This is a genomic window from Actinokineospora sp. NPDC051303, assembly GCF_055586285.1.
In genome coordinates, this window is sequence record NZ_JBVJIN010000001.1 from 205,161 (window position 1) to 218,087 (window position 12,927).

Sequence of the window (12,927 nt, forward strand, 5' to 3'; positions counted from 1 at the left end):
CCAATCGTTCGCTCGCAAGCTCGTTCACCGGGTCGCCTCGCGGGTTCGGTGGGTGCGCGTGCCTTCGCGTTGTGTTGATTGTTCGTTCGCAAGCTTGCTCACGGGGCCGCCTCACAGGTTCGGTGGCCCCGCGTGCCCACGCACTGTGCCAATCGTTCGCTCGCAAGCTCGTTCACCGGGTCGCCTCGCGGGTTCGGTGGGTGCGCGTGCCTTCGCGTTGTGTTGATTGTTCGTTCGCAAGCTCGCTCACGAGGCCACCTCATAAGTTCGGTGGCTCCGCGCGCCCGCGCACTGTGCCCATTGTTCGCTCGCAAGCTCGCTCAACGGGTCACCCCGGCGAGCCGGTCGGCCGCGGCGAGGATCGCCCGCACCTGGTCGAGTTCGGCCTTGGCCGCACGTGCCCGCTGGGCGGCGGCCTGGTCGTCGGCGTTGACCGCGGTTGTCGCGGCGGCCCGGTGGTGCTGGGCGGCGGCGGTCAGCTCGGCGGTCCGGTCGAGGTAGTAGTCGCGGACGCGCGCGTGCCCGAGGCGGATCACCTCCTGGCCCGCGTCGAGCGCGTCTGCCTTGGCCTGGTTCAGGTAGGTCGTGACCGCCCGCACGGCCTCATTGCGCGCGGTGTCGACCTTCGTGGTCCGGTAGGTGCGCACGGCGCGGATCGCGAAGACGCTGCCCAGCACCGCGGTGACCGGCAGCGCGATCAGCAGCCCAGGGTTGAGCGTGGTGATCAGCAGCGTGGTGACGACCGAACTCGACAGCGACCAGCCGCGCGCGGCGTGCATCCCGACCTCCAGTTTGCCGCCCTTGCGGGAACTCAGCGCGTCCAGCTTGATCCCCTCGCCGACCGACCACGCGCCCTGCCCACCGGCCGCCGAGCCCACCGCGTCGGCCGGATCGTCAAACACCGCGGCGATATCGCGGGCCAACTCGTCCATGGCGCGGATCAGCCGGGTGTGCGCGTCGGTCAGCTCCTCGTTGGCGCGCCGGTAGAGCCACGGCACGATCTCGGCCCACTCCGTTGACGGGTCGCCTTCCCGGATTCGCCTGCCCGCCTCGGCTTCCAGCCGCCTGCCGCGCTCGACCAGGTCGGCGCGGTGCCTGCCGCGGATGTCGCCGATCCGGTCGTTGATCGTGTTCATCCACCGCGCGGACGAGGCGACGAACCCCTGCGCTCGGGCGCCCGCCGCCTCGACCTTGCGCATCGTGGTCGCGCGCTCCTGCGGCTTGGTCAGCGCTGTGTGCTCGGTGGTGAGCGACTCCGCGAGCCCGGAAAGGGCCGTGCGCACCGCGTCCGCCGCCGCGGCCAGCGCCCGCTCCCGCCGCTGCCCGGCCAGGCGGGACTTGAGCCGGTCGACCAGGACCGGGAAGCCGGACTCCGCGTTCAGCGCCGGGTCCCCGGTGTCCAGCGCCAACTCGCGCAGCGCCGAGGACACCGCGACCACCTCGGCGTCGACTCCGGCCGCGCGCAGGTGCTCGCGGTCCAAGTCGAGGATGCGCCGCCAGTGCGGGTAGAAGTCGGTCTTGGTCAGCGCGACGAGCAGGCTGGGGCAGCTCTGCCGGGCGTGCTGGATGAAGTCGACCTCGGCCGCGGTCAGCTCCTGGGACGCGTCGGTGACCACGATGACGCCGTCGGCCAGCGCCAGCGCCCGCATGGTCGCCGCGGCGGCCGCGGCGGCGAACCCGCCGCCGAGCCCCGGGGTGTCGACCAGCACCAGCCCGTCGGCGAGGACGTCGCGGGGCAGCGAGACCTCGACGGCGCGCAGCCTGGTGCCGTCGTCCCCGGCTCCGCTGAGGCCGTGGCCCGCCGCCGCCCGCGGGTCGACGGCGGCGCGCCCGTTCTCGCCAACCAGGGCCGCCCCGGGCTGGCCGTGTCGCACGAACGTGGGCACGGCGGTGAACGCCACCGCGTCCGACCCGCACACCCCGACCCCGAGAATCCCGTTCACCAGCGCGCTCTTGCCCTTCTTGAACTCGCCCGCGACCAGCACATGCCAGGACCCCGAGGTGAGCTGGCGCCGCGCGCGGGCCAGCTTGTCCACGAGATCGGCCCGCCCGGCGGCCCGCACCCTGGCCACGGCGGTGTCGATCAAGCCGAGCATCTCGGCGGTCTGGCTGGCGGAACGGGTCATCGCGGCTCAGCGCGCTCCAGTCGGATCGGCGATCGGGTTCTTCGTCTGCGGTGTCGGTTTCCGGCGCCGTCTCGTTAGGCGTGGACTTCCGGGGCGTCCGGGGTGTCGTGATCGGGAATGCCGTGCTCGGCGTCCGGCCAGGTGGTCGCGCTGGCCAAAGCGTCATCGATGCCATCGTGGTCGACGTCGCCCGCGTTGCCGGTGTCGACGTCCTCGACCGGATCGGCGGCGTCGACCGGCGGTGTCGGCTCGGGCGGCGCGGGTTCGGCCGCGGTGAGCTGCTCGCTCGCCTCGACCACCCCGGGCGCGGCGTCCATCCCGGCCGGGTCGGTCTCCAGCCGCTCGGTGAACGGGTCGACCGGCGCGGCGGGCGGCGGGGGCGGCGCGCCCGTGCCGTCGGAGATGCCGGGAATCACCGCCGCGTACTGGAAGCGCCGCGTGTTCGCCTCCCACGACCCGACCCCGTACTCGGTGCCCTTCGCCTCGATGGTCTTGCCGTCGCCCAGGCTGATCGCCACGTGCGCCGCGCTCGGCTTCGGGCCGTCCGGGTCGGAGGAGAAGCTGAACAGCAGCGCGCCCGGGGTGTCGATCGCCTGCTCGACCGGGATCAGGTGCTCGCGCAGGTGTTTGTACTGGTAGATCGCGCCATCGGGCATTTCGACGCCGACCCGGTTGCTGGCCCACTGGACCAGCTCCGAGCAGTCGAACACGCCCGGGTCCGGGTCGTCGAGCTTCACCTCGTGACCGAAGACGTACCGGTCGCCGGTCTGCGCGAGGGCGGTGTCGAGGAACGCCTGGGTCTTGTCCGTTCCGCCGGTCGCGACCGGGGTGACCGGCGGCGGCTCCGGCGTGGGCGGCTGGGTCGGCGCGGGCACGGGCGCGCCGTCAAGCGGGATGCCGTACTCGGCACCGGTCCCGGTCGACGGGTCCGGCCCCTGGGCGATGCCGTCGACCGCGGGGACGGCCGGTTCCAGCGGGATGCCGAACTCCTCGCCGGTCCCGGTCGCGGCCACCGGCTCCGGCGCGGCCTGCTCGGCCTGGCCGGTGACGGTCGCGCTGCCCTCGTCGCTCGGCGCGGCGCGGCGGTCGGCGTCCTCGGCGCCGCCCCCCTGCTCGCCCGCGCTGGTGCGGTCGCCGTAGCCGTCGCTGCCGGTCCACATGCCCAGCCCCGGCCCGTCGCCGTAGGCGATCGCGGCGGCCTCGGCGTCGTCGCGGAACCGCAGGTACCGCGCGGACAGGCCGCCGTGGGTGGTCGTCCACGGCGAGATGTCGGCGCCGCCGTGCGACACCTCGAACGCGGCCTTGGCGTTGACCGCCGGGTCGTAGAGGTCCTGGCCCGCCCGGTCGGTGTGCGCGGCGACGTTGATCTGCCACAGCCCGCGGCTGTCCTCGCCCTCGGCGTTGCGCGCGCCGGACTGGCCGCGCGACTCGGCGAGCGCGATCGCGGTCATGGTCGCCGCCTGGTCGGGGGCGAACCCGGCCTCGCGGGCGAGGGCGTAAATCTGTTCGGCCGTGTAACGAGCCACGGGTCACAGCCTAAGTTAGGGGTGTTCGGAACCGAACGGGAATCGGAGGACTCGGGTGGGAGTCGCGGCCTGGGAAGTCCTCGCCGACACCCTGCTCCAGCGTGAGGCGCTGCTGTGCAGGCTCGGCGATGGGCTGCTGCCGCACGACTTCGCGGGCCTCTACGTCGGCCGCGAGGAAGTCGACCGCGTGCTGCGCGAGCTGCCCGGACTCGGCGGCCCCGGCCGGGCCGAGGCCGCCGCCCTGATCGCGGAGCTGGCCCCCGCGCTGGCGCTGGCGCGCGCCCGGTTCGCCGACGACCTGGCCGAGGGGAAATCCCGCTTCGCCCGCCTGGCCGCCACCGCGGCCTTGGGCGAGGCGGACGCGGTGGCGCTGGCCCTGGTCGCCGCCGTCGACCGGTCCCCGCACCGGATGCGGCTGGTGGCCTACTTCCAGGACAACGTCCACACCCCGCGCCTGACCCTGGCAGGCCTGGGCCGCCTCGCCGAGGGCGCCGCCTTGGCCCCCGGCGCCCCGCTACGCGCCGCCGAGCTGATCACCGTCGCTGCGGATGGCCCGTGGGCCACCCGCATGGTCGCCCCCGCCGACCGGGTCGTCTGGGCGCTCGCGGGCGACGACTCACCCGACCCCGCCCTCCCGGCGGGCTCCCGCGTGGTCGACGGCCCCGCCCGCGAAACCGGCCCGGAACCACGTGCGGACTCGGCCGGGGCAGGTCGTCCGGAGGTCCTGCTGGTGTCCGGGGCGGACCAGCAGAGCCGGGTCCGGGCTGTGCGGAACCGGTGGCCGGGCGCGCCGCTGCTGGTGTGCCCGGCGCCGGGCACGGACGCGGAATGGGCGGCGATGGTCCGCGAGGCGAGCGTGCGCGGCTGCGCCGTCGTGGTCGAGCTGGGCGGGGCGCCGAGCCGGGCCGCCGCCGACCGGATCGACCGGGCCGCGCACCTGAGCTGGGCGCTGAGCTCGCCGCGCGACATCGCGCTGGAAAGCCTGCCCGCGCGGCCGTGGACGGAGGTCCGGGTGGACTCCGGCGTCGCGGACGACACCGACTGGAAAGAGGCGTTCGGGGTGCCCGCGCCCGCTGACACCCCGCTCACCCGCACCCAGCTCCGGCTGGTCGCCGCGGCGGCGAACGGGGAGCCCGACCGGGTCGCGGAAGGGGTGCGGCGGCTCGCGGGCGGCCACCTCGACGGGGTCGCCCTGCGCATCCGGCCCCAGCGCGGGCCCCAGGACCTGGTGCTCCCCGCCGACCAGACCGCCCAGCTCGCCGAGCTGGTGGCGCGCTGCCGGGGCCGGGGCACGGTGTACCGCGAGTGGGGCTTCTCCGACCTGCCCTCGCCCGGGGTGGTCGCGATGTTCTCCGGGCCGTCGGGCACCGGCAAGACCCTGGCCGCGGAGATCATCGCGGGCCAGCTCGGCCTCGACCTCTACAAGATCGACCTGTCCGCGGTGGTCAGCAAGTACATCGGCGAGACGGAAAAACAGCTCGAACGCCTCTTCGGCGCGGCCGAGGCGGGCGACCTGGTGCTGTTCTTCGATGAGGCGGACGCGTTGTTCGGCAAGCGCTCCGAGGTCGCCGACGCGCACGACCGCTACGCCAACATCGAAGTCGCGTACCTGTTGCAGCGCCTGGAGTCCTACCCGGGTCTGGTCGTCATGGCCACCAACCTGCAACGCAACATCGATGACGCGTTCCAGCGCCGGATCGCGGTCACGGTGGCGTTCGAGCCGCCGGGGGAGGCGCAGCGCAAACTCATCTGGCAGCGCTCGTTCCCGCCCGGCGCGCCCGTGGGCGACCTGGACTTCGACTTCCTCGCCAAGCAGTTCCGGATCACCGGCGGCGTCATCCACAACGCAGTCCTCGGCGCGGCTTTCCTCGCCGCGGACGCGGGCGGGCCGATCACCATGGAACGGGTGGTGCTGGCCGTGAAACGCGAGTTCCAGAAGCTCGGCAGGCTGCGCACGGAGTCGGAGTTCGGCCGCTACTTCCACCTGGTGAACGGGGACGACGATGCTGCATCTGCTCGATGAGTCGCTGGAGGAGTTCCTGCGCGCGGAGGTCCCGCTGCCGCGCAGCGAGATCGACATCGTCTTCGCCGCCCCGGACAAGGAGTGGTCGGCCCGGGTCTCCCGCCCCACGGTCAACCTGTACCTGTGGGACATCCGCCGCAACCTCTCCGCCCGCGACCTGGGCATGGAAACCGTGCGCGACGCCGACGGCCGCGTCCGGCAGCGCCCGCCCCTGCCCCAGGTGGACTGCCGCTACCTGATCACCGCGTGGACCTCCGACATCCGCGACGAGCACGCCCTGCTCGGCGCCACCATGGCCGCCCTGCTGCGCGTCCCCGAACTGGACGACCGCTACCTGCACGAGGCCTACCGCGCGGTGCGGCCGATCCCTAAGATCACCCTCGCGGCGGGCGGCGCCGGGGAGAACTCGGACTTCTGGTCCGCGCTCGGCGGCCAGCTCAAACCCGGCCTGGACGTCACGGTCACCGCCACGGTGGACATCGCCCTGCTGGTCCCCGCTGGCCCGCCGGTCCTGCGCTACTCGGTCACCGCCACCCCGGACGGCGCCGATCCCGCCCCCCGCTTGTTCGTCGGCGGGCACAGCCCCGCCCCCGCGGGCACCGTGATCGCCACCGACCACGGCGCCACCCAGGTCCGCCCGGACGGCACCTTCGTCCTCCCCACCACCGAAGGCGACGAAATCCGCGTCGACGGCGAACCCCGCGGCGAAGTGGGGGAGAAGGGCGAGATCGACCTCCGCTAGGTCAGGTGGCGCCCGGCGTTCGGTAGTTAGTGGTGACGATGACGATTATCCCTGGTGGCGCTGACTGGATTCCGTCGAACCGTGGTTCGACCGCGAAACCGAATTCGCTCGCCAATGCTCGTGCTGCTGGTTCCTCGTCGGTTCCGGCCCGGTAGTACGCGGTACTCTTCGGGATCGACCCGCTCGTGTAGTTGCTTGTGCCAGCGACAATCCAATGACGACTGGTGAGGTCGACGGCCACGCGCTTGGCCAGGTCGCTGATTGTGGTGTTGTTGTAAACAAGGACCGGAATGGGGGATTTCGGCGGCTGCTGCGGTGGTTCCGTTGTCGTCGTGATCGGGCCGCTGGTCGTGGCGATCGGTGACGAGGTTCCGGCCCCTCCGTTCGCCGGGGAGTCGGCGAGGATATTGTCGATTTGGCCGATGGCGAATGAGGTGGCCGCCGCGGCCGCGACCATGAGGACGGCGATCATGCCCCAGAGCCACATCTTCTGCCGCCTCAGCCGCTCACGCCTGACCGACCCCGAAAACGACACCGCGGCGGCCGGGGGCGGTGGCGGCGCCGCTCGGGCCGGGTTGCGGGTCAGGGCGAGAAGGTCCGCGGTGTCCGTGCCGCGCTGGGTGGGCAGCGGGTGGCCGCGCGTCATCATGGTGTGCCGCAACGACCGGTACACAGCGCTCAGGCTCAGCAGTTCCTGGCCGTCGGGTAAGCCCTCGCGGAGGATGTCGACCAAGGCGCCGGTGAACACGGTGTGGGGCGCGCCCACGGGCGCGAGGGAAACGGCGTTGGCCGAGGTCGAGGCCAATGTGTAGGTGCCGCTGATTTCGACCTGCCCGCCCAGAACGGCGGCGCCCGGCGACATGAAGGCCGCGGTGGCGTGGCCGCTGAAACAGCAGTCCAGGATGAGCACCCGGTTGGCCGCGGGCGAGTCGCGAAAGATTTCCCGGATCACGTCGAAGGGCAGGGCGCTGACGCGCAACTCGTCGGGATCGGTGTCAGGCAGCGCCAGGAAGAGTTCGGGACGCGCGTCGCTGGTCAGGCCGTGGCCCGCGAAGTACACGACCAGGGTGTCCTCGGTCCGCGCGGCCTGCTGGCGCAGGGTCCGGTAAACCGCGCGCGCGGACTCGGGGTTCTCCAGGGTGATCGTGCGGTCCGGGTGGAATCCGCCCCAGCGGGCGTCGGTGAGCGCCGCCGCCAGCGCGCGCAGATTGCCGCCGACCGCGGGAAGGTCCGGCAGGGCGGCCGTCTGGTGTTCGCTCACGCCGATGAGGACCGCGGTCGAGCGCGCCGGGTCGGGAAGTCGCACTGGTGGTCCTTCGCTCGGTGAGCATGGTCGGGCGACCGGATTCTACGAGCGGTGATCACTCGGGTGGCGGGCTCGGCTGGCGGGGGTGCGGGGTGGCCCGCATCCTCGTGGTGGACAAAGGAGGAGCCCGACATGACGGTGGTCCCGCCCCGCGCGTTCTCGGTGTCGTTCGACCAGGAGTCCGCCCGCGCCCTGCGCGGGATCACCGGGCGGTGGTGGGTGGTCGCCCTGCTGGGATTCGCGGTGGCCGTGCTGGGGGTGCTGCTTCTGGCCGACCTCGCCGCCGCGGTGGGGACGCTGGCCGTGCTGGTGGCGATCGCGTTGATCGTGGACGGGGTGGCGGAGATCGTCACCGCCGACCGCTACCACGCCGGGTGGCCGTCCTATGTCCTGGGCGCGCTGTGGCTGGTGCTCGGCGTTGTCGCGCTGGTGTGGCCGGGCATCACCCTGCTGGCCGTCGCGGTGTGGGTGGGCATCGGGTTCGTCGTCGGCGGCGTCGTGCAAGTCGGCGCGTCGGTGTCCTGGCGAAAACGGCTGCCGATGTGGGGGCTGTGGGTCGCCTTGGGGGTGCTGACCTTCGCGGTCGGTCTGATCGCGCTTGCCTTGCCCGGCTTGACGATCCTGACGCTGGCCGTCTTTCTGGGGCTGGCGCTGCTGGTGCGCGGCATCGCCATGGTGTGGTTCGCCCTCGGCCTGCGCCGCCTGCGCGCCAAGACCGCCGCGGGCTGATCGCGGTGTTTCAGTCGGAGAGACGACAACGCGTCCATGACCGACAACCCGCGAGTCCATTCACGACGGCACGGTGACAGTGGCCGCTGACACCGCCGTTCGCGTCTCCGTCATCCGACGGATGTCTCGGTACCGGTGAGCGGCGATGGTTGGGGGACAACGACACCAGCGCGACCGTGGAGCCCGTGATGACCCTGCACCCCTTGCCCACCGAGACCGACACCAGCCGTGACCGGTGGCCGGTCGCCACCCGGGGGGAGACGCCGACGCAGCGGCTCGACCGCAACTACGGTGAGATGCTGCAAGAGGTTCGGGTCGCGCAGACCGGTGTGCAGTTCCTGCTGGCGTTCCTGTTGGCGCTGGCGTTCACGCCGAGGTTCGGGGAGATCACCGACTTCCAGCGGACCGTGTACGTGGTGGCCCTGCTGCTCGGCGCGGGGGCCACCGCGCTGCTGATCGCGCCAGCGCCGTTTCACCGGCTGGTGTTCCGGCGGGGGCTCAAGCGCAGGCTGGTGCGGGCGACCGCCCGGTTCACCTTGTGCGGCTTGGGTTTGCTTATGTCCTCACTGGGCTCGTCGCTGCTGCTGATCCTCGACGTCGTGCTGGGCACCGGGCCCGCGCTGTGGCTTTCCGGCGGCACCATGGGCTGGTTCGCGATCTGGTGGTTCGTCGCTCCACTGTGGAGCAGGCGGGTGCGTCAGCCGGAGTCGCGGTAGCGGGTGGCGGCTTCCCGGGCCACGTCGGTGCGGGAAGCCACGCCGAGCTTCGCCAGGATGTGCGAGACGTGGGTGGCCACGGTTCTCGGCGAGAGCACCAGCCGGTCGGCGATCTGCGGGTTGGACAGGCCCTGCGCCACCATCGCCGCGATCCGCGATTCGGCCGGGGTGAGGCTGGCCCACCCGGTCCGCTCGGGCCGGTGCCGCGCCCTCGGTCCTCGGCGGATGCCGTGCGCGTGCAGTTCGGCCCGCAGGCTCGCCGCGTCCCAGGTCGCGCCCAGGGTCGTGTAGAGGTCGTCGGCCGCGCTGAACGCGGCCCGCGCCGCGGTCGGGTCGGCTTGGGCGGCGAAGGCCACGGCGGCGGCGTGCAGCGCGCGGGCCTGGGCGAGCGGCCTGCCCGCGGTGAGGTAGTGCTCGGCCGCGGACAGCAGCGCAGCCGGGTCGCCGTCGAGCAGGCCTCGGCACAGCAGCGCGGCGGCGGTCCGGTGCGGGATCGCGCTCGACTGGGCCAGCTTCTCCGCGAGCCCGGCGGCGTACGCGGCGGCGGCGCGGTCGCGCAGCGGCACTGCGAGCCGCACCGTCTCGGGCAGGAGGTCTTCCATCTCCTCCAGTTCCTCCGCTTGCGCGGTCAGGCACCCCAGCAACTCGGCCAGCGCCCGGTCCGGGTTCCCCCGGCGCTCGTGGTCGAGCGCGCGGGCCAGCGCCAGGGAACCGATCACCCGGTTGCCGATCCGCCGCGCGTGCGGGCCCGCCGCGGCGACGTGCCGGGCTCCGGTGTCCGGGTCGCCCCGATGGAACGCGACCATGGCCGCCACCCCGTGGTCGCAGCAGGCCACGCCCGGGTCCTTGACCTCGTCGGGCAGCGCCTCCACCTCGGCGAGCGCGTCGGCCCAGCGGCCGACGTCGTAGAGCAGCTCCCCGAGCGCGGTGTGCGCCTGGGCCAGCCGCACCAGGCAGCCGGTCTCCTCGGCCAGCCCGCGCACCTGCTCGCCCGCGGCGATGGCCTCGTCGTAGCGGTCCAGGTCGCCCAGCGCGACGGCCTGGTTGACCTGCAACAGCAGCCGCAGGTCGAGCAGCGCCGGGTCGGCGGCGCACACCGCGAGCGCGCGGTCGAACAGCGGCAGCGCGGCGGCGACCTCCCCGCGCATCACCGACACGATCGTCAGCACGTGCAGCGCCCACCCCAGCGCCCACCGGTCCCCAGCGTCCTCGGCGAGGGCGAGCGCTTCCCCGGCGACGACACCCGCGAGGTCGACCTCGCCCAGGTCGCGGTGCGCGCGGGCGGTCAGCACCAGCAGCCGCGCGCGGTGCCCGGTGCGCAGCCCCGGCTGGGCCATGGCCTCGGCGAGCGCGGCGAGCGACCGCGCGGACCGCCCCGCCATCGCCCGGCACTGCGCCAGCGTCCAGTGCAGGTCGACCAGCACGTCCGGGTCGGTCGCCGCGGCCAGCGCGCGGGTGGCGACCGCTTCCGCGCGCCCGGGTTCCCCGGTCCGGTACAGGGCGTCGGCGAGCCGGGCGGCCAGCGGGCCGCCGGGCGCGTCGCGCACCGCCCGGTCGAGCAGCCCGATCGCCACCGCGGGCGCCTGGGCGATGAGCGCGGGCGCGGCCTCGGCCAGCCACGCGGTCGACCAGTCGTCCAGCCCGGCCGCGCCGGAGAGGTCGACCGCGCGCAGGAACTGGCGCGCGACCCGGTGGATCGGCGCGCCCGCCTCGGCCAGCGCCATCGCCGCCGCGTGGTGGCGCACGGCGCGGATCGGGGCGGGCAGGCCGTCGTGGATGGCGTCGCGGATGAGCGGGTGCCGGAACGCCAGGCCGCCAGCGGATTCCCGCAGCACCCCGGCGACGTGCGCCTCCTCCAGCGCGTCGACCAGCGCGGCGACCGGCTCGCCCAGCACGGCCGCGAGGTCGCCGAGGTCGAACTCGACGCCGAGCAGCGCCGCGGCGCGCAGCACCTCGCGGGCCCGCCCGCTCAGGAAATCGAGCCGGTGCGCGATCGCCGCGGCCATCGACCCCGGCGCCGGGTCGCCGGTCAGCTCGGCCCGCTCCGGGGAGACCGCCAGCGCGGCCGAGCGGCGCACCGCGTCGACCAGTTCGGTGACGTACAACGGGTTTCCGGCGGCTCCGGCGGCGAGCGCGAGCAGGTTCTCGCCCGGTTCCGCGCCCGCGAGCGCGCCGACCAGGACGGCGACCTCCGCTTCGGGCAGCCGGTCGACCTTGAGCACGCCGGTGCGCCCGACGGCGCGGCGCGCGGCGAGCAGTTCGGTCCGGCGCGGGAACTGGCGGGCGGTCCCGATGAGCAGCAGCGGCGCCTCGGCCGCGCGCCTGGCCAGCCTGCACCACAGCGCGAGCGTGGCTCGGTCGGCCCATTGCAGGTCGTCCAGGACGAGCACGGTCGGCTCGGCGCGGCAGAGCTTGTCGACCAGGGCGAGCACCCGCTGCGCCGCGGCGGCGACCGGGTCGGCCGCGCCGCCCTCGCCGCGCAGCAGGCGGTCGACCGACCGCGTCCACGCGTCGTCGTCGCGCAGCGCGTCCAGCAACGGCAGCAGTGGCAGCGTTTGGCCGAGTTCGTCGCCCGCGCCCCAGCGCACCCGGCAGCCCAGGCTTTCCGCGCGGTCGACGGCCACCCGCACCAGCGTGGTCTTGCCGATGCCCGGCTCGCCCTCGACCAGGACCGCGCCGCCGCGCCCGCCGAGCAGCGCGTCGACGCAGCCGTCGAGGCGGCGTCGCTCGGCGTCCCTGCCGATGAACGAATCGGGCATCCGGCCAGGATATAGAAGTGAACAGATCATTAACAACGTATTGATCTTAAATTAAGCCCGATGGCCGTTCGCTGGTCGCGGCGGGTGACCACGACGCGGACGTCTGGGGTTGGCCGCGCATTCACCGCGCGTTGTCTCCCCGGCAGCCCCCCGCTGCGACGATCTTCCCTGATCGACTTCGCGCACCCCCGGTGGGCCGCCCGGCTCGGACCGGACGATCGACGGAGGATCCCCATGGCTCTCAAGCGATCGCTCATCGCCGCCCTGATCGCCGTGTCCGCGCTCGTCACGGGCTTCGCCCTGGCGGGTCCCGCTGCCGCGGCCGACTCCCCGGACATGACGCACAACAGCGTCGGACCGCACATGACCCACAACTGACGCCGGTGACCTGCCCGCCCAGTCCCTGGGTGTTCTACCGGCGCCTGACCGGAAAACCGCGCCGCCCCGCATCGCTCGCCCGGCGAACGTGCGGGGCGCGCGGCCGTGGCGTCGCCCCGCGTCGGGGCTGACCGGCTTCCACTTGCCCAAGACGCGAAGAGCGCTCCTGACGGCCGCCCCGCAGCGGTAAGTCGGGAACCGGTCCGCCGCTGGGCCTCATCGCGAGTCGGATTCCTCCTTTTCCTCTTTGCGCCGCTGCCCTCGGGTCCGGACGGCGACCGCGCCCGAGGCGATGGCGACGCCGATCCACGGCGACACCCCCTTCGCCAGGTAGAGCAGGCCGCCGAAGCACACCAGCAGGGTCAGCAGGATCAGCGCGTGCCTGCCCGCGGCGGCCCACGACTGCGTGGCTCGGTAGAGGACGCGGTCACACAGGTCGAGCCCGTCCCGTGGGGCCTTGGGGTCGCGGACGGAGTGGTACGGCTTCGGCGGCGGACCGGTCTCCGGGTGCGCGTGGTCGGCCACGATGCACCGTCCTTTGTAGCCGAAACGGAGCATGGAGGCTGATCCTCTGTCCCCGAGCGACTCTGGTGGCGTAGGCTGTGCTTATACGGAGCAGTCT

10 protein-coding genes are annotated in these 12,927 nt (G+C 73.5%); 5 read left to right on the forward strand and 5 right to left on the reverse strand.

Annotated features, from left to right (window positions below; all coding sequences use genetic code 11):
- Positions 1–320: 320 nt before the first annotated feature.
- Positions 321–2,126, reverse strand: a complete 1,806-nt coding sequence (locus ACZ6SD_RS00940) for a dynamin family protein (protein WP_465314811.1) — start codon at positions 2,124–2,126, stop codon at positions 321–323.
- A gap of 74 nt (positions 2,127–2,200) precedes the next feature.
- Positions 2,201–3,652 carry an NlpC/P60 family protein gene (locus ACZ6SD_RS00945; protein ID WP_465314812.1) on the reverse strand — a complete coding sequence of 484 codons (1,452 nt, stop codon included), beginning with the start codon at positions 3,650–3,652 and terminating at the stop codon, positions 2,201–2,203.
- A 55-nt stretch (positions 3,653–3,707) separates the two neighbouring features.
- Here ACZ6SD_RS00945 and ACZ6SD_RS00950 point away from each other — a divergent pair, with 55 nt between their 5' ends.
- Both ACZ6SD_RS00950 and ACZ6SD_RS00955 read left to right on the forward strand, forming a co-directional pair.
- Positions 3,708–5,675: an ATP-binding protein gene (locus ACZ6SD_RS00950; protein ID WP_465314813.1), complete on the forward strand. Its 1,968-nt coding sequence runs from the start codon at positions 3,708–3,710 to the stop codon at positions 5,673–5,675.
- Positions 5,656–6,417, forward strand: a complete 762-nt coding sequence (locus ACZ6SD_RS00955) for a Pvc16 family protein (protein WP_465314814.1) — start codon at positions 5,656–5,658, stop codon at positions 6,415–6,417. The genes ACZ6SD_RS00950 and ACZ6SD_RS00955 overlap by 20 nt, the downstream gene beginning before the upstream one ends.
- Position 6,418: 1 nt before the next feature.
- On the opposite strand, the gene ACZ6SD_RS00960 is transcribed toward ACZ6SD_RS00955, so the two are convergent.
- Positions 6,419–7,723 carry a caspase, EACC1-associated type gene (locus tag ACZ6SD_RS00960; protein ID WP_465314815.1) on the reverse strand — a complete coding sequence of 435 codons (1,305 nt, stop codon included), beginning with the start codon at positions 7,721–7,723 and terminating at the stop codon, positions 6,419–6,421.
- Positions 7,724–7,855: 132 nt separating this feature from the next.
- On the opposite strand from ACZ6SD_RS00960, the gene ACZ6SD_RS00965 reads away from it, so the two are divergent.
- Positions 7,856–8,452, forward strand: a complete 597-nt coding sequence (locus ACZ6SD_RS00965) for an HdeD family acid-resistance protein (RefSeq protein ID WP_465314816.1) — start codon at positions 7,856–7,858, stop codon at positions 8,450–8,452.
- Between the two features lie 188 nt (positions 8,453–8,640).
- Positions 8,641–9,168 carry a DUF6328 family protein gene (locus tag ACZ6SD_RS00970; RefSeq protein WP_465314817.1) on the forward strand — a complete coding sequence of 176 codons (528 nt, stop codon included), beginning with the start codon at positions 8,641–8,643 and terminating at the stop codon, positions 9,166–9,168.
- Here the strand turns inward: ACZ6SD_RS00970 and ACZ6SD_RS00975 are convergent.
- On the reverse strand, positions 9,150–11,927 hold the full coding sequence (locus tag ACZ6SD_RS00975; protein ID WP_465314818.1) for an ATP-binding protein: 2,778 nt from the start codon (positions 11,925–11,927) through the stop codon (positions 9,150–9,152). The two genes, ACZ6SD_RS00970 and ACZ6SD_RS00975, sit on opposite strands and share 19 nt — an antisense overlap.
- Positions 11,928–12,161: 234 nt before the next feature.
- Between ACZ6SD_RS00975 and ACZ6SD_RS00980 the strand changes: the two genes are divergently transcribed.
- Positions 12,162–12,305, forward strand: a complete 144-nt coding sequence (locus ACZ6SD_RS00980; protein WP_465314819.1) for a hypothetical protein — start codon at positions 12,162–12,164, stop codon at positions 12,303–12,305.
- A 216-nt stretch (positions 12,306–12,521) separates the two neighbouring features.
- Here the strand turns inward: ACZ6SD_RS00980 and ACZ6SD_RS00985 are convergent, their stop codons facing one another.
- Positions 12,522–12,863 carry a hypothetical protein gene (locus ACZ6SD_RS00985; RefSeq protein WP_465314820.1) on the reverse strand — a complete coding sequence of 114 codons (342 nt, stop codon included), beginning with the start codon at positions 12,861–12,863 and terminating at the stop codon, positions 12,522–12,524.
- Positions 12,864–12,927: the final 64 nt, after the last annotated feature.